Origin of the sequence: Picosynechococcus sp. PCC 7002, assembly GCF_963860125.1 — a bacterium.
Classification (GTDB): Bacteria; Cyanobacteriota; Cyanobacteriia; order Cyanobacteriales; family MRBY01; genus MRBY01.
In genome coordinates, this window is the sequence record NZ_CAWLFA010000001.1 from 2,910,930 (window position 1) to 2,926,804 (window position 15,875).

A 15,875-nucleotide genomic window follows, 5' to 3' on the forward strand; every position below is an offset into this window, starting at 1 on the left:
CCTTGGTATCGATTGTTTCAATCTCAACCAGCTCACTTGTTATAATCTTGTTTAAAACAAGGGGGCGGATAGTCACTTTCAAATTCTATTCTTTTGTCTCGGTTCGGGGCGGCGGTTCAGTGCGTCTCTCTCAACCGCGCTTAACTATATTAACCACACTCCCCAGAGATGTCAACACCTTTTTTGAAAGTTTTTTCGGTATTTGGACAGGAAACTCCTGAAGTGCCCTCAGAGCAAGGGGTTTGGCGGCTGGAAAAATTTGGAATTTCAAGTTCTTAAGCCCCTCAATCTGGATTTGACAACCACCTCCCTACGTTTGCTCTCGATTAGGTGAGGATTTCAGCGAGTTGGTTTTGTTCCCAGAGTTGTTTGTATAGTCCGTCTTGGTTAATCAGCTCTTCGTGAATGCCAGTTTGGACGATTTTGCCGTGATCCATGACAAAAATGCGATCGCCTTTGGCGGCGGCGGAGAGCTGGTGGGTGATGAAGATGACGGTTTTGTTTTGTGGGGAGTGGGAGAGGTAGTCGAGAATTTCGGTGGCTGTTTTGTTATCGACGCTAGATAGAGCATCATCGAGGATGAGGACAGGGGCATCAATCATGAACGCGCGGGCCAGGGAGCTACGCTGGCGTTGTCCACCGGAAAGGGTGATGCCGCGTTCACCGACAAGGGTGTTGTATTGCCTTGGGAAGTTCAGAATTTCGTGGTGAATTTGGGCCTGTTGAGCGGAAGATTCAATTTCGGGTTGGTCACTACCGGGTAAACCATAGGCGATGTTGTCGCGGATTTGGCTGCTGAAGAGAAAGCTTTCTTGGGGAACATAGGCGATCGCCTGGCGTAAATCTTGGAGACGAATATCAGTGAGATCTTGCCCATCGAGGAATAATTGACCGGGTTCGATATCAATTAGACGGGGCAAAGCATTGGCTAGGGTCGATTTCCCTGCCCCAATAGACCCCACAATGGCAATAATTTCACCGGGGTTAATGGTGAAGTTGAGATCATCTAGGGCTGGACGATTGTCACCGGGGTAAGTAAAAGAGAGATGCTTAGCAACAATTTGGCCTTCGACCTGGTGACGATCCAAAGGATGGGCAGTGGTGCGGTCTTGGATGAGGGGTTGATTGTCGAGGATGGCTTCAATGCGATCAATACTCACCTCACCCCGTTGATAGGAGGTAATCGTGAAACCCAATAAAGCTGTGGGTACAACCAATCGTTCGACCAATAAAATGAGGGCGATAAAATTCCCCACCGTCAGTTCATCAGCGGTAATAGCCCTCGTCCCAAAGATCAACAGGATTAAGAGGCTGATATAGGAAATTCCTTCAATAATTGGAAAGAGGAGATTCCGAATCCGGGCGAGGCCGAGATTGGCTTGTAATAACTTTTGATTTTGCTTGTCAAAGGCTTGGCGTTCGTTGGCTTCCTGGGCATAGATTTTGATCAAAGAAATGCCACTCATGTCTTCTTGGATCAATTGACTGAGCTCTGAAAGCTCCTCTTGGACTTCTTTTTGTTCGTCCCGCAAGCGACCACTAAACAGTTGTACCGTGAGTAACATGGCTGGATAAACGGCGATCGCCATCACACTGAGCTTGCCATGGAGCGACAACATCACTGGTAAGGTCATCGCGTAGGCAAACACCGTATTGGCTAAACTCAGCACGGAAAAACCCAGGAGACGGCGCACATTATCCACATCACTGGTGGCCCGGTTGATTAAATCTCCGGAGGATTGACTGGCAAAATATGCGGGCTCTAGGGTGAGGAGATGTTGGAAAATTTTTTGCTTTAGATCAAACTCCACTTGCCGACCCACACCGAAAATCGCCACGCGGGAGAGCATCCGGATGCCCCACATGACTGAGGCGAGGAGCAACATTAACAAAACAGCACGGGTTAAATTGCCTAGACCGACATCTGTTTGGAGCGAATCTACTGTATTACTGAGGATAATCGGCAGATAAACGCCCAGGCCATTAACGAGGATAAGGGCGCCAATCCCCAGCCAAATGTCCCGTTGATAGGGTTTGAGGTAGGCCAGAAGTCGGCGCAAGCGAGATGAAGCAGCCATAGCAGGTGTGTGATTCTAAAACATGGACAATTCTTCTATTGTGACGGATCGATTCCAACGCTTCATGGAAATGGAGAATTTCTGCATCTCAAAGGTTGGGTAATAATAAAGTGGCGATCGCCTTTTGGGGGAAAGAATCTATGCGGGTAATTGGTTTAATGAGCGGCACTTCGGTAGATGGCATTGATGCGGCTCTGGTGGAGATTCAAGGGGAAGCTGACGCCATCGAGATTGAATTACTCGGCTTTACAACCTATTCTTATCCGTCTAAACTCCGGGAAAAAATCCTCGCAGTGTGTGCCGGAGAAAAACTCAGTGCCTTGGAATTTGCGGCCCTCGATGACGAAATTGCCCACAGTTTTGCCACTGCGGCGAGGCAACTCCAGGAACGTTACGGTAAAGCTGAGTTAATTGGCTCCCACGGACAAACTATTTTCCACCGTCCCCCCAACGGCAACTTGGGTTTGAGTTGGCAACTGGGGCGTGGTGAGGCGATCGCCCAACAAACCAAACTTAAAACAGTCAGTAATTTTCGTCGGGCCGATCTTGCCGCCGGAGGACAGGGCGCACCGCTTGTGCCGAAGGTTGATGCTTACCTTCTAGCTGACCCAACAAAACACCGCTGTATTCAAAACCTGGGGGGCATCGGCAATGTTACTTATTTACCACCCAAAAACCAGACCGATTGGGAAAATTACGTGATCGGTTGGGATACTGGCCCCGGCAATGTACTCCTAGATTTAGCGATTCAAAAATTAACCAACGGTGCTCAAGCCTACGATCAAGATGGCATTTGGGCATCCCAGGGGACACCTCATTTAGATTTGGTAGAACGCTGGCTAGCCGATCCTTTCATTGAACAACTACCGCCCAAGTCCACGGGTCGGGAATATTTTGGTGTCGATTTCCTCGAACAATGCTGGCGTGACGCCCAGGATCTCCAACTCTCAGAAGCGGATTGGTTGGCGAGTTTGACAGAATTTACAGCCTTAACGGTACAGCGAAACTATGAACTCTTTTTACCGCAGCTGCCCGATGAAATTTTTCTCTGTGGGGGTGGCTGCCGCAATAGTTATCTTAGAAAACGTTTACAGGCCGCGTTCGGCAATCAGATTCCCGTCAGAAGTACCGACGACCTGGGTTTAAACCACGATGCCAAAGAGGCGATCGCCTTTGCGGTATTAGCCTACTGGCGCATCAAAGAATTTCCGGGAAATCTGCCGAAGGTGACGGGGGCGCCATGTCCGGTTCTGCTGGGAGAAATTCATTGTCCTTACTGAGCAAAGGGTTCGAGGGTGGCCACCACCGATTCTGCCAAGGTTTGGAGATGATAGCCCCCTTCTAGGGCAAACAGGATTGGACAAGGTAACTGCTGGCAAAATTCGCTAAAAACTTTGTAATCCTGGGGCTGGAGATTCATTCCCGCTAAGGGATCTTTGGCGGTGGCATCGTAGCCCGCACTGACAATTAACAGATCCGGTTGAAACTCTTGCAAGTATGGTAAAACCACGTCCTGGAATTTTTGGACATAGATCCTTCGATCTGCACCTGGCTTGAGGGGAATATTTAAAATATTTTGGTGGCGACCATGATGGTGAGCCTGGCCAGTGCCCGGATAAGCCGGATCCTGATGGAGAGAACAATAAATAATCTGGGGATTTTCCTCGACTAAATATTCTGTGCCGTTGCCGTGGTGGACATCCCAATCGAGGATCGCCACTTTTTTAATGCCCGCTAAACCCAAGGCATAATGGGCGGCGATCGCCACATTTCCCAACAGGCAAAATCCCATCCCTGTGCTGCGGGTGGCGTGATGACCGGGGGGCCGCACCAAGGCAAATACAGGCTCCTTGGTTTGAAGCGCTAAATCCACCCCATCTAAACAAGCATTGACCGCCAAAAGTGCCACGTCAAAACTTTGGGGTGAAACAGGAGTATCCGGATCCCAATAGCCACCGCCAGATTCTGCCAATTTTTGCAGTTCTTTCAAATAGTAGTCGTCATGCAATTGGCGCACCCAGGGCAAAGGATCTCGAAAGGCGATCGCTGTTGGTTCGTGCCACTGAATTTGGTTCGCCCAGGAGACGGCTTTCAGGGCTTGGGCGATCGCCGTTAACCGTCGTGCGCTTTCTGGGTGGGAACGCCCCGTGCCATGGTCAAGAAATTGATCAGAATAAATCAGATGAATCATGGTATTCGCTACACTAAAGCATTGCTAGGAACAAAAAACAATGAAATTTCTCGGTAAATTGATCGGCCTTGGTCTTGTCCTCTTGGGCATTTATTTTTTGGGTAAAAATATTTTCTTTACGACCGGTGGTTATCGTTACTCTTTTTGGCGCGGTATTTCTGCGGATCTAGCGGTGATGACTTTAGCTGGTGGTGTGGTTTCCCTCTTCACTCTCCCCAAAGATAACCGTGTCTTGGGTTGGATTTTGATTGGGGCCTCAATTCTTTTGATCTTTGCAGGGGGGCGTGCGATTCTCACCCCTGTAAGTCTCTGGCAACTCTTTATTTCCCTCGCCTCCATGACCTCCGGTTACCAACTGCTGCGCACTGGCCGAATTAACCTTTAGCATACTGGGATTTTTCATCTGCCTAAATCCTTTGTGACAAAAGCTAAGGATTCTACAAGCCACAAAAAAGGGCGGTTGCTTAATGCAAATAGCCGCCTCTCAAGATTTTTGATTTTACTGGAGTCTAACCATCCAGCAGCGCTTCAACAAATTCATAACTAGAGAAGGGCCGGAGATCTTCAATCCCTTCCCCAGCGCCGATAAAGCGAATTGGTAAACCGAGTTGCTGACTTACGGCGAGTGCTACCCCACCCCGGGCCGTACCATCTAGTTTTGTCAGGACAACGCCACTGAGTTTTGCCGCTTCTGAGAAAACTTGGGCTTGCCGTAGACCATTTTGGCCGAGGGTTGCATCTAGGACTAAGAGGGATTCCACCTGGGCATCGGGAGCTTTTTTATCGACAATCCGCCGGATTTTCGCAAGTTCATCCATCAAGTTTTTCTTATTTTGTAAGCGGCCAGCCGTATCCACCAGCAAAATTTGCGCCTGCCGCGCTTGGGCGGCGGTAATACCATCAAAAACCACCGCTGCGGGATCAGTATTTTTACCGGGGTTGGCGATTACAGGAGTGTCAGTTCTTTCGCCCCAGACTTTTACCTGTTCGACAGCAGCGGCCCGGAAGGTATCGGCAGCAGCAATGACACAGCGATAACCCGATTGGTTGGCAAGGTGGGCCAGTTTACCGATGGTGGTGGTTTTCCCGGCACCGTTGACGCCAGTGAGCATCCAGACATTAAGCTTGTCGGCTTCGGGAGCAAATTCGGTGCTGGGTAGTTTCGCCAAGGGTTTATCGAGGATGTCCCGGAGGATTTCTTTGAGATAGGCGATCGCCGCTTCGGGGGGCAGTGCTTCCTGGCGGAGTCGTTCCTGGAGGGTTTCGATGATGTAATCAGTGGCCTCAATGCCCACGTCAGCCTGGAGCAGAAGTGATTCAATTTCTAGTACGGCTTCATCATTGAGCGGCCCTTGACCCACTACAGCCTTGAGTTGATTGACCAAGCTGCGACGGGTTTTACCGAGACCATCCCGGAGCTTTTTGAGCCATTCAATTTCTTCGAGGGAAATATCACTGGCATCACGGCCTTGATCCGCAAGTACCTTGGCAGACCAGAGGAAATTTTCGTCAAACTCTAGCCCTTCGGTATCGATCGCCGTTTCTTTGAGCTTTTCGAGGCCGTCGGACTTTTTCATCCAAGCGGGTGTCGCTGGGGTGGTTTCCGGTTCTGGTGTGGCTACTGTCTCGCTATCTGGGGCACTCTCTGCTTCGGCCGCAATAACTTCTGGTGCTGGCTCTGGAGCAACAGGTGTAACGGTTTCGGTTGCTTCAATCTTGGCTGGTTCACTCTCTGGTTCTGGAGGAGTTGCTTCTGCTGGGGCTTCTGGTTGAGGAGCGATCTCTTCGGTGGTTTCGGGAGCCGTTTCTAGCGCAGTTTCTAGGGCCGTTGCCGTGGGTTCGGGGGCTGGTGTTTCTGGTTCAGTCTCGGCGGCAATAACTTCTGGTTCTGGCTCCTGGGGTTCTGCGGTCTCAGTTTGAGGTACTTCCGTTGTTTCAATACCCTTTTTTTCTTGGATATTTTTGTAAGCGGATTTCGCCCAGTTTAGATAGTCAATTTCTGGGGTTGATGGCGTCTCAGGTTCGGGGGCAGCAGCTTCCTCCGTGGGGGATTCTGGCACCTGTTCTTCTGTAACGGTTGGTTCAGAGGTGTCTTGGGATTTGTCAGTTGTCTTGCGCCGAAACCAATCAAAGATAGCCACAGAAATTCCTAGGAGAGTAAATGAACTGTTTTCATTATTATGGCTTGATCGGGGTTTGTAAACGGAGGGTTTCCCGACCGTTTAGGCATTTGTGACGGGGTGGTTTGGTATGATCGAGCGATGGTGTTTTCCCACTAGAAATTCTATTTTGTTATTTGGCGATCGCCTTTTCCCAGCCTATGAATTTACCGAAGGATGATTTGCTCAAGGGCGTTGAAAACCGTGCAGAACTCAGTCGGCTGCTCGACCAAGCGGATCAGGCGATTCGCACTTGGGAAATTGTCCAGACGGATTTTCTCTCGCCGCCGGTACTCTACGAAGCCTTAGAAATTTTTGGCAAACTCACGGAAGTCCAGGTTGTCCACGGAGGTGGCTACCCCCAAGCGGAACGGCAACGGTTGGCGATCGCCCGGGAAGAAATTCCCCTCGATGCCAGCCATGTGGAAATTGCCGCCTTGGACATTGCGGGTAATTTTTTGTTTGATACGGCGACCCACCGGGATTTCTTGGGTTCGCTCCTCGGTACCGGGCTCGTGCGAGACAAAGTTGGTGACATTCTCGTATTAGGCGATCGCGGTGCCCAGACCTTGGTCATTCCTGAATTAGTCTCGTTTTTAGAAACCTCTTTAGTGCAGGTGCGCTCTGTTCCCGTGAAAACGCGGTCGATCCCCCTCGAAGAATTAAAAGTACGCCCGCCGAAAAAGAAAGAACTCACCACCGTTGAAGCGTCCCTCCGTTTGGATGCCATTGGTTCAGCAGGGTTGGGGATGTCCCGGACAAAAATGGCCGAGGCGATCGCCAGCGGGAATGTGCGAGTCAACTGGAAAACCATTACCCAAAGCAGCTACAACGTCAAGGCGGGTGATCTGATTTCCCTCAGGGGCAAAGGCCGCGTCGAAGTTGGCGAGATCAACATGACCAAAAAAGAACGCTATCGCGTTAATCTCACCCGTTTTGTTTAGGCTTTGTCTTTGACTAATTTGTAGAGTCGCTTAAATTCCCGCTGGCGTACCCGGTGTTCCACAATCGGTTCTGGGTAATCGTGTTGCTGACAGAGTAAACGGGGAATTTGGCCCGTGAGTAAAACCTGGGTATCCAAACCACTGAGCTCTGGTAGCCAGTGGCGAATGTAGTCTGCTTCGGGGTCAAATTTCTGCGCTTGGGTATAAGGGTTAAAAATTCGCAGGGGTTTAGGATCCATGCCGCTGGAAGCACTCCACTGCCAACCACCATTATTCGCCGCAAGATCACCATCAACCAGGGTTTGCATAAAATATTTTTCGCCCCAACGCCAATCGATAATCAAATCCTTGGTGAGAAAACTGGCGACAATCATCCGACAGCGGTTATGCATCCAGCCCGTTTCATTAAGTTGGCGCATCGCTGCATCAATAATCGGATAGCCCGTTTGACCAGCGCACCAGGCCTGGAATTTTTCTTCGTCATTTTCCCAAGGAAAGTCTTTAAACTCTTCCCGGTATGGCCCCTGGGCAAGTTCCGGAAAGAAAAAGAGACAGTGTTGATAAAATTCTCGCCAGGCTAATTCCTGCTGCCAGGTGATGACGCCAGCTTCTGCTTCTTTACTGCGGCAGTGGTTTAGGGCAGTTTCTGTGGCTTGCCAAACCGTCCGAATGCCGATCGCCCCAAATTTCAACGCGGCACTAAGGCGGGAGGTGCCATCGGTCGCCGGGAAGTTGCGATCGCCATCGTATTTCTCAATAAAATTCTCGGTAAATCTATCTAATTGCCCCAGGCTGGCAGTTTCCCCCACAGGTACAGTAAACGGTTTGTCCCAACTGAAGCCCAGATCAGCCAAGGTCGGTAAGGCGATCGCCCCTAGGTCTTTCGCTAATTTCTGTTCGGCATCACTCAGTCCTTGGCAATCTCTGAGGGCAGTAACGGGGGCGGCTTTCGACTTTTGCGACCAGTTTTTCCAGAACGGCGAATACACGCTGTAGGGCTTTTTAGATTGGGTGAAGACCTTTCCTGGTGCATGGAGGAGCTGATCCCAAAAGGTTTCTATCTTGGCTCCTACCTGACGCAAGGCGATCGCCATCTGGTGATCCCGCTGTTGGGCATAGGGTTCCACGTCCAGATTCCAGTAGACCGTATGGACTTTGAGAGATTCTGCAACTTTGGGCAAGACCTCTAAGGGATTCCCCTGGAAAATCAGTAGTTGACTGCCCGCTTTTTGGTAATTTTCTGCCAATTCTGCCAGGCACGCTAACAGATATTTCACCCGCGCTGGAGCCACATCTTCTTTTTCTAAAATGGCCGGATCGAGGCAGAAAATGCCGACCACCTTGGCCGACTGTTGCCGTGCTTCTGCCAAGGCAACATTATCCTGTAGCCGCAAATCTCGCCGATGCCAATGTAAAACCAGTTCAGCCATTCTTAAAAAATTGCCCCATTCGCTGCGGCTTATATCCTAATCGAGCCACAAAAAAGGAGCAAGGCAAAGCCCGACTCCTGGCATTTATCTCTTTATTATTTCACTGGGAAAAAATTATTCAGCCTTTCCAGAGGACTCTTGTAAACCCATCATGTGGGCGTTGCTCTTGCCGGGGATGACCATCGGATAACAGTTTTCGTCTTTTTTCACCCGCACGTCCAACAATACAGGGCCATCATGGGCCAACATTTCGGCGATCGCCCCCGACAGATCATCCGGATGATCCACCACCATGCCCTTCACTCCGAAGGCTTGGGCGAGTAGCTCAAAGTTCGGCATCCCCGCTTCCATATTGGAGGAAGAATAGCGCTGACCGTAGAAGTTCTGCTGCCACTGGCGCACCATCCCCTGCCAGCCGTTGTTTAGGATCACCGTCTTCACTTTAATTTGATATTGGGCCAGGGTTGCCAGCTCCTGTAAACACATCTGGAAGCTCGCATCGCCACTGATACAAATCACCTCTTCGTCGGCGATCGCCACCTTTGCTCCTAGAGCCGCCGGGAGACCAAAGCCCATAGTGCCCAAGCCTGCACTAGAAATCCAGCGGCGGGGACCATTCTTCAAGAACTGAGCCGCCCACATCTGGTGTTGACCCACATCCGTCGTGTAGTAGGCATGGGGAGCCTGGCGGTCTAACTCCACAATCACCGACTGGGGCGAGATCGAATCCGCAAAGCGAGGCGCGACCAAAGGATGTTTTTCTTTCCAACCTTGAATTTTATTGAGCCATTCTTCCGTGGGCTTATTACCGAGGGGTAAACCCTTGCCGCCTAGCTGTTGCAACATTTCAATCAACACATGGCGCACATCACCAACAATGGCGACTTCCGGTAAACGATTTTTACCCACCTCAGCGGGATCGATATCGATGTGAATCACCTTCGCTTCCGAGGCAAACTCGTCTAATTTGCCAGTCACCCGGTCATCGAAACGGGCACCCACCGCAATCAAAAGATCACATTCACTCACGGCGAAATTAGCATAGGCCGAACCATGCATCCCTAACATCCCCACGGAGAGGGGATTATGTTCATCAAAAGCGCCCAAGCCCATCAGGGTTGTAGTCACCGGAATTTGGAACTGTTCAGCTAATTCTTTAATTTCTGCGTGGGCACCAGAGGTAATGGCACCGCCCCCGACGTAAAGTAATGGCTTGCGGGATTCAGAAATTAGACGTACCGCTTCTCCAATTTTGGAGGTATCTCCTTCGGTGCGAGGTTTGTAACCAGGGATATCCACATCACCGGGTTCAACGGGAATATATTCACACAGTTCCAAACCGACATCCTTGGGGACATCTACTAATACAGGGCCGGGCCGACCTGTGCTTGCAATGTAAAAGGCTTCGGCAACGATCCGGGCCATATCTTTCGGATCCCGCACTACGTAGGAATGTTTCACTACGGGTAGGGTAATGCCAAAAATATCTGTCTCCTGGAAGGCATCTGTACCGATCGCCGCGCGGGTGACTTGGCCTGTAATCACCACCATCGGAATTGAGTCCATATGGGCTGTGGCAATCCCTGTGACGAGGTTTGTTGCCCCAGGGCCAGAGGTACCAAAACAAACCCCCACTTTGCCAGTTGCGCGGGCATAGCCATCGGCGGCATGGGAAGCTCCCTGTTCGTGGCGCACAAGGATGTGCTTAATTTCTCCCCGTTCTTCCACTGGGTGTAGGGCATCGTAGATGGGCAGGATCGCACCACCGGGATAGCCAAAAATGTATTCGACACCATGGCGCTTGAGGCTATCGATCAAAATGTATGCACCGGAACGAACCTCTGAACGGACAGCAGTCTCAGTTGCTGCGGGGGAAGTTGTTGAAACCACGGGAGTTACCTAAGGAATAACTTAAAGGACGAAGAATACACCAGAAATAAGATCTCTGCTTCCCTATAATTTTTTCCGATAGGGGGATAGATTATTTTGGCGTTTTGTTGTATTGAAGCCTACATTTTAAAAGAATTCATGCAGACTGTCGAGATACTGTATCATAGGCTGCTTTTAACTTAGATCAGCTTATTTTTGAGAAGCAATCCCCTGTAAAGGGTTTGTTACATGGATGTCAGCGAACAATCATGAATGACACCCATCTAGCTCCCCTCATAGGGGAGAATGGCACCCTCCGGCCTGGCGGCCACCTCCCTCAAGGGACACCCCTCTAACTCCCCTCGCAGGGGAGAAGGTACCCTCCGGCCTAACGTCTATCTTCTTCAAGGGAGGATTGGAGGCATTCTTGGGTGGCTTGAATGAGGGGATAGAGGGGGCCAAGCTGTTCACTGCCATTGGTGCCAAAATCACTGTGGCACAGATAAATTTGGGTATCAGTGCGGGCAAGGAGGTCTTGGATAATATTTTGGAGCCGTTGGCGATCGCCTTGTTGTTCTATTGCCAGAGACCAAGGCTCCCCTTGCCAACTGCGTTGAAAAACGCCATAGCCAAACAGGGTCGCGGCACCGCCTTTTTCCCAGAGGCGTGAGCCCGCATCTAGCCAAAACTGATAGGAGTGGTGACGACGGGCGGAGCGGTATTGAAAGATGGTTGCGAGGGTAATGGAATTGAGGGGCTGGTGGTTAAAGTTGTACTGGGGACGGGGATTCGCAGTAATAGTTTCTGCTTGGATTAGTTGCAGCAGGTCGGCAAGCTGGGCAGTGATTGTGTTTTGGCGCTCTAGGCGATCGCCACATTGCCAAAAGTGCTGGGCGGTCTCGCTGAGTTCCCGCAGGGTCGCCAGTTGGCCGTAGCTGGGGGCCAGTTTTTGCAGATAAAAGGTTTGAATCGCCTGGTTCAGGGTCTGCAAAATGCCCTGGGGGGTGACATTATGAGTGGCCTGGGTTTGTTCGATCCACTGGCGGATTGCTTCGTAGGCCTGGGTGGTTTGATAACCGAGGCGATCGCCCCTAGGCATCGTCGTTGCTGGGAGCAGTTGGGGCCGCTCCGGGTCGGGCTGGAAACAATAATCCACCAACAAACCAGCCCGCACGGGATCGATTAATGGCTTTTCGCTGGCGGTCTGGGATAGCATCATGAGCATTTCCGCCACAGCTTGGCTTTGGATCAGCCGTCCACTGCCCGGATAAATCAACGCCAACAAAGTCAGTAGCGATCGCCCCCAGGGAGAACTGGCAATGGGCCGCTGTTCCCGCAGGGGTTCCAGGGAAATTTCGGCGACGGCGAGGCTTTCCATCAGGGTATAACGGGCGACCTCATCTAACCCAGGCGCAATAATCGCAATGTCTGCTGGCGCAACTCCTTGATCTTTCACTAAAAATTGAATTTGTTCACCAACCCGTGTCAACAGTTGGGCGCGGGCAACGGTTTGAATGGATTGGATGGTGGCGGGTAGTTGTCCCCCAAACTGGGGTTGGGTCACGGTCTTTTGAATTTGCGTTGTGAGAGTCGCCCCCAGGCCCGCTGGTCGTTCTAGGTGAATCACCTCGCACCGTTGCGCCAATTGGCTCCAATAATCAGGATCACCGCTTAAACCGAGGCGAATTCTCCCAACGGGATTTTCTGTAAAGACTCCGGTGCAACCTTGATCTAATAAAATGTCCGCTAAATCCTTGGCGATCGCCGGATAATCTTGGCCATCATCGGCGAAAATTGCCCCAAACCGTTGCCCTAGGGACGCTTGGTATTGTCCATTTTTGAGCAAATATTGCCCGTAGAGATTGTAAATAATGCCATAGGTAAGAAAACCTCGTCCTAAGCACCAATCTCGCCACTGTTGAATCAGTTTTCCTGCCGTTTCTGTAAATTCCTCTCGGTTTGTCTCTGCACCAATGGCCACCGTTCCCGTCAGTAAGGATAACTGCCCCACCATCAGCCGTTGGGGAATCTCCGCTAGGGCGATGCCCGCCGCCCCCGCCAGCAGCAAAATATCCAATAGTCGTCGCACCAAGCGATTCTGAAACCGCTCATTGGGCAGTAACTCCCAGGTAGCTAGGGTGTCGGCCCACAGTTCCCGCGCTAACTTTTGTTCCATCTCTGGCCGCAACCGTAGGGGAAAGGAGGGGGCGATCGCCAACTGTTCACAGATTAGTGGGAAAAATAGCTCCACCTCATCGGCCATAAACGCCACTGGGGTTTTACTTACAAAGGGATAGCTCCCGCGAATTTCTTGGTGAATCAAGTCCGCCAGCAGCCGCTGATTTTGATTATTTGCCGCCAAGACCAATAATCCCGGCACCAATACCGCCTGGGGATCCTGCCCTGCCACCCAAGCTTTTAGCCGCGCCACCAATGCCGTCGTTTTCCCAGAGCGCGACTGACCCCGTAACCAAATTGCCCCCATCAGACCACCCAACAATCCCATCTACTTCGATTACAATAACCAACTAACACAAAACCTCCCCAAAATCCTCCCTAGAGGGAGGTGGCCGTCAGGCCGGAGAGTGTCTTCTCCCCTTGAGTGAGGTGCCGCAGGCGGAGGGTGTCTGCCCAGGCCATACAAGCAAATCTAAACCCAATGAATCTAAGCACTTTCATCAAAAAAGCCCGCCGCTGGTTTTACGACACCCCAGACCGTGCCCTGGAGCAAGCCTACCGTGCCGCCCTCAATATCCAGGCCATTGAACTCGAACACTTTGGTGGCAAACCCGTTTCTGGCCACAATGCTGACTACAGCGACAGTGTGATCCGCTATTTCCAAGGGGAGGTGCGCAAACAACTCAAAATTATCGAGGTGCGCCTGCGGGAATTTCGCTCCTTTAATACTGTCGTGCCCGTCTCCGAGGAAACAATCCAAAAAAAAGCGAGCAATATCTACTACCCTGATGCTGCCGACAAGCCGACCCTGATTATCGAGAAACTACGCTTTATTGACGAAATCACCGGACGCTATGGCCGTGGTCTGTCGAAACAATCCGTCGCCCTTGTTCCCCTGAATGGCCCAGAGGCTCCCCAAACCAATGGCGATCGCCCCGACAACAAACCCAAGGTGGAAACGGTATCGGACAAAACTGGTCTCGTGCCCCGCTCCATCATGCGGACATTCTCCCGAATCCAGCGGGAGATCGATCCCAAGTCCAACGAAGCAGAAGCAGAAGTCGTCACAAAATTTCGGCGATCGCGCAACAAAACCGCTGTTTCGATTCGATTTCTCCTCACCCTCGTCATTGTGCCCTTGTTGGTGCATCAGCTCGCAAAAATTGCGATTACGCCTTTCGTGGAGGAGCATTTTTTCACAGAGGCAAGCCCGGCGTTGTTTGTAAATTCCGACCTTGAAAATGAAGCTTTTGAAGAGTTAGAGCATTACCGAGCAACTTTAGAAATGCGGCAGTTGGTAGGGTTGGCACCAGCCCTCACAGAGGTAGAAATCACCGAAAAAATCCAAGAAAAAGCGACGGAAATTGCCCAGGATTATCGCGCCGAAAGTTACAATGCTTACGAAAACATTTTTTCAGATATTTTTAGCTTCTTTGCTTTTGTGGGGATTTTGTTAATCAGTAAGCGCGAAATTGCGATGTTAAAGGGCTTTTTAGATGAAATTGTCTATGGCCTCAGTGACTCGGCAAAGGCATTTTTAATTATTTTGTTTACGGATATTTTTGTGGGGTATCACTCTCCCCATGGCTGGGAAATTATCCTTGAAAATGTAGCAAAACATTTTGGTATTGCCGAGAGCCGAGATTTTAATTTTCTTTTTATTGCAACATTCCCTGTAATCCTGGATACGGTCTTAAAGTATTGGATTTTTCGTTATCTCAACCGCATTTCTCCTTCTGCCGTCGCTACCTATCGCAATATGAACGAGTAAAAATCCTCCCTAGAGGGAGGTGCCGAAGGCGGAGGGTGCCTTCTCCCATTGAGGGGAGCTAGAGGGGTGTCCTCAGTAGGTTACTGGTTAACCCACCCCTAACCCCTCTCAAGAGGGGAACAGTTGTCGGGTGTGCTGGCAAGACCTAAAAATCCTCCCTAGAGGGAGGTGCCGAAGGCGGAGGGTGTCATTCTCCCATTGAGGGGAGCTAGAGGGGTGTCCCTGGAGGGGAGCTAGAGAGGTGCCATCATACAGACTTTTCCTGGGAACGTTCCGCCTCAAACGCCAAGATTTGTTCCCCTAGGGACTCTACGGTTTCACCCGCAAATAACTCATCTCGCGTCCTTAAAAATGAATCATCAACTAATCCTTTCCCCGTTGCCTCAATCTCTCTTCGCATTTCACTTAAAGCTTGCCACCAAAGTGTAGGCGATGATCGCTCGGGGACAACTTCTAACCGTCTGGCACATCTAATGATGCCAGTAACTCAATTTGCTGACCCCGTTTAATTCCTTTAATCTACATCCTTAAGTTTTTCTTTTCTCAGTTAGCCCAATTTTATCTCAGCAGTAGAGGAGAATAATCAACTTGGGTCAAGCAGATAGAATCAAGATAATCATCGAGCACAATAGTAACGACTATGCAACATTTAGAACGCATCACCCTAAACCCTCAAGTGATGGGCGGTAAGCCTTGTATTCGCGGTTTAAGGGTAACGGTAGGAACGGTTATTGGTTTAATGGCGGCAGGTTATTCAATAGAGGCGATTTTGGAAGCTTATCCATATCTGGAGAGGGAAGATATTCTTGCGGCACTAGCCTTTGCGGCCTGGCGATCTGAGGAATATGAGGTCAACGTAGCAACGGCATGAAAATTATTATTGACATGAACCTTAGCCCACTCTGGGTTCCATATCTACAAAAATATGGGTTCAAGGTGAGCCACTAGTCAACAATCGGTAAGCCTAATGCACCTGATACAGTGATTTTTCAATGGGCAAAGGAAAATCAAGCGATTATTTTTACCAATGATTTAGATTTTGGGGCGATTTTGGCGGCGTCCCAAGCAAATTCACCGAGTGTGTTTCAGGTACGCACTCAAGACTTGCTGCCTGTATCGATTGGACAAATCGTTATGGAGAGTTTGCAAAGATTTTCGTCAGAATTGAAATCGGGAGCGTTGATCACGCTAGATTTGAAGCGAACAAAGGTCAGGATTTTACCTCTTTAGATGGTTTGTCAGACAGTATTTTCCG

General features: G+C 50.3%; 13 protein-coding genes. 6 read left to right on the forward strand and 7 right to left on the reverse strand.

Going from position 1 to position 15,875, the window contains the following annotated elements; translation table 11 throughout:
* Positions 1–326: 326 nt before the first annotated feature.
* Positions 327–2,078, reverse strand: a complete 1,752-nt coding sequence (locus AACQ84_RS14010) for an ABC transporter ATP-binding protein (RefSeq protein WP_012308376.1) — start codon at positions 2,076–2,078, stop codon at positions 327–329.
* 140 nt (positions 2,079–2,218) lie between these two features.
* Here AACQ84_RS14010 and AACQ84_RS14015 point away from each other — a divergent pair, with 140 nt between their 5' ends.
* Positions 2,219–3,358, forward strand: coding sequence for an anhydro-N-acetylmuramic acid kinase (locus AACQ84_RS14015; protein ID WP_012308377.1), 1,140 nt, complete (start codon positions 2,219–2,221; stop codon positions 3,356–3,358).
* Here AACQ84_RS14015 and AACQ84_RS14020 read toward each other — a convergent pair.
* Positions 3,352–4,269, reverse strand: coding sequence for a histone deacetylase family protein (locus tag AACQ84_RS14020; protein WP_012308378.1), 918 nt, complete (start codon positions 4,267–4,269; stop codon positions 3,352–3,354). The two genes, AACQ84_RS14015 and AACQ84_RS14020, sit on opposite strands and share 7 nt — an antisense overlap.
* Before the next feature lie 40 nt (positions 4,270–4,309).
* On the opposite strand from AACQ84_RS14020, the gene AACQ84_RS14025 reads away from it, so the two are divergent.
* Positions 4,310–4,654 carry a hypothetical protein gene (locus AACQ84_RS14025; protein ID WP_012308379.1) on the forward strand — a complete coding sequence of 115 codons (345 nt, stop codon included), beginning with the start codon at positions 4,310–4,312 and terminating at the stop codon, positions 4,652–4,654.
* A gap of 124 nt (positions 4,655–4,778) precedes the next feature.
* Here the strand turns inward: AACQ84_RS14025 and ftsY are convergent, their stop codons facing one another.
* Positions 4,779–6,410 carry a signal recognition particle-docking protein FtsY gene (gene ftsY / locus AACQ84_RS14030; RefSeq protein ID WP_012308380.1) on the reverse strand — a complete coding sequence of 544 codons (1,632 nt, stop codon included), beginning with the start codon at positions 6,408–6,410 and terminating at the stop codon, positions 4,779–4,781.
* 179 nt (positions 6,411–6,589) lie between these two features.
* Between ftsY and AACQ84_RS14035 the strand changes: the two genes are divergently transcribed.
* Positions 6,590–7,372 carry a photosystem II S4 domain protein gene (locus AACQ84_RS14035; RefSeq protein WP_041444044.1) on the forward strand — a complete coding sequence of 261 codons (783 nt, stop codon included), beginning with the start codon at positions 6,590–6,592 and terminating at the stop codon, positions 7,370–7,372.
* On the opposite strand, the gene AACQ84_RS14040 is transcribed toward AACQ84_RS14035, so the two are convergent.
* From AACQ84_RS14040 to AACQ84_RS14050, 3 genes are all read right to left on the reverse strand, one after another.
* Positions 7,369–8,802: an FAD-binding domain-containing protein gene (locus AACQ84_RS14040; RefSeq protein ID WP_012308383.1), complete on the reverse strand. Its 1,434-nt coding sequence runs from the start codon at positions 8,800–8,802 to the stop codon at positions 7,369–7,371. The genes AACQ84_RS14035 and AACQ84_RS14040 overlap by 4 nt on opposite strands.
* Positions 8,803–8,916: 114 nt before the next feature.
* Complete coding sequence (gene ilvB / locus AACQ84_RS14045; protein WP_012308384.1) at positions 8,917–10,692, reverse strand: biosynthetic-type acetolactate synthase large subunit; 1,776 nt, start codon at positions 10,690–10,692, stop codon at positions 8,917–8,919.
* 367 nt (positions 10,693–11,059) lie between these two features.
* On the reverse strand, positions 11,060–13,177 hold the full coding sequence (locus tag AACQ84_RS14050; RefSeq protein ID WP_143589408.1) for a hypothetical protein: 2,118 nt from the start codon (positions 13,175–13,177) through the stop codon (positions 11,060–11,062).
* 153 nt (positions 13,178–13,330) lie between these two features.
* Between AACQ84_RS14050 and AACQ84_RS14055 the strand changes: the two genes are divergently transcribed.
* A complete protein-coding gene (locus AACQ84_RS14055; RefSeq protein WP_012308386.1) occupies positions 13,331–14,620 on the forward strand; it encodes a proton extrusion protein PcxA in 1,290 nt (429 codons plus the stop codon).
* A 247-nt stretch (positions 14,621–14,867) separates the two neighbouring features.
* Here the strand turns inward: AACQ84_RS14055 and AACQ84_RS14060 are convergent, their stop codons facing one another.
* The gene (locus AACQ84_RS14060) at positions 14,868–15,020 is read right to left on the reverse strand and encodes a hypothetical protein (RefSeq protein ID WP_012308387.1); all 153 of its coding nucleotides are present in this window, start codon (positions 15,018–15,020) and stop codon (positions 14,868–14,870) included.
* 240 nt (positions 15,021–15,260) lie between these two features.
* Between AACQ84_RS14060 and AACQ84_RS14065 the strand changes: the two genes are divergently transcribed.
* Positions 15,261–15,491: a DUF433 domain-containing protein gene (locus tag AACQ84_RS14065; RefSeq protein WP_012308388.1), complete on the forward strand. Its 231-nt coding sequence runs from the start codon at positions 15,261–15,263 to the stop codon at positions 15,489–15,491.
* Between the two features lie 83 nt (positions 15,492–15,574).
* Positions 15,575–15,850 (forward strand): DUF5615 family PIN-like protein, encoded by a 276-nt coding sequence (locus AACQ84_RS14070; RefSeq protein ID WP_159449839.1) that lies wholly within the window; start codon positions 15,575–15,577, stop codon positions 15,848–15,850.
* Positions 15,851–15,875 lie beyond the last annotated feature (25 nt).

Excerpts from the sequence above, each read along its gene's own strand:
- AACQ84_RS14010 (WP_012308376.1), bottom strand. The coding sequence starts at position 2,078 with ATGGCTGCTTCATCTCGCTTGCGCCGACTTCTGGCCTACCTCAAACCC.
- AACQ84_RS14015 (WP_012308377.1), top strand. The coding sequence starts at position 2,219 with ATGCGGGTAATTGGTTTAATGAGCGGCACTTCGGTAGATGGCATTGAT.
- AACQ84_RS14020 (WP_012308378.1), bottom strand. The coding sequence starts at position 4,269 with ATGATTCATCTGATTTATTCTGATCAATTTCTTGACCATGGCACGGGG.
- AACQ84_RS14025 (WP_012308379.1), top strand. The coding sequence starts at position 4,310 with ATGAAATTTCTCGGTAAATTGATCGGCCTTGGTCTTGTCCTCTTGGGC.
- AACQ84_RS14035 (WP_041444044.1), top strand. The coding sequence starts at position 6,590 with ATGAATTTACCGAAGGATGATTTGCTCAAGGGCGTTGAAAACCGTGCA.
- AACQ84_RS14040 (WP_012308383.1), bottom strand. The coding sequence starts at position 8,802 with ATGGCTGAACTGGTTTTACATTGGCATCGGCGAGATTTGCGGCTACAG.
- AACQ84_RS14050 (WP_143589408.1), bottom strand. The coding sequence starts at position 13,177 with ATGGGATTGTTGGGTGGTCTGATGGGGGCAATTTGGTTACGGGGTCAG.
- AACQ84_RS14055 (WP_012308386.1), top strand. The coding sequence starts at position 13,331 with ATGAATCTAAGCACTTTCATCAAAAAAGCCCGCCGCTGGTTTTACGAC.
- AACQ84_RS14060 (WP_012308387.1), bottom strand. The coding sequence starts at position 15,020 with ATGCGAAGAGAGATTGAGGCAACGGGGAAAGGATTAGTTGATGATTCA.
- AACQ84_RS14065 (WP_012308388.1), top strand. The coding sequence starts at position 15,261 with ATGCAACATTTAGAACGCATCACCCTAAACCCTCAAGTGATGGGCGGT.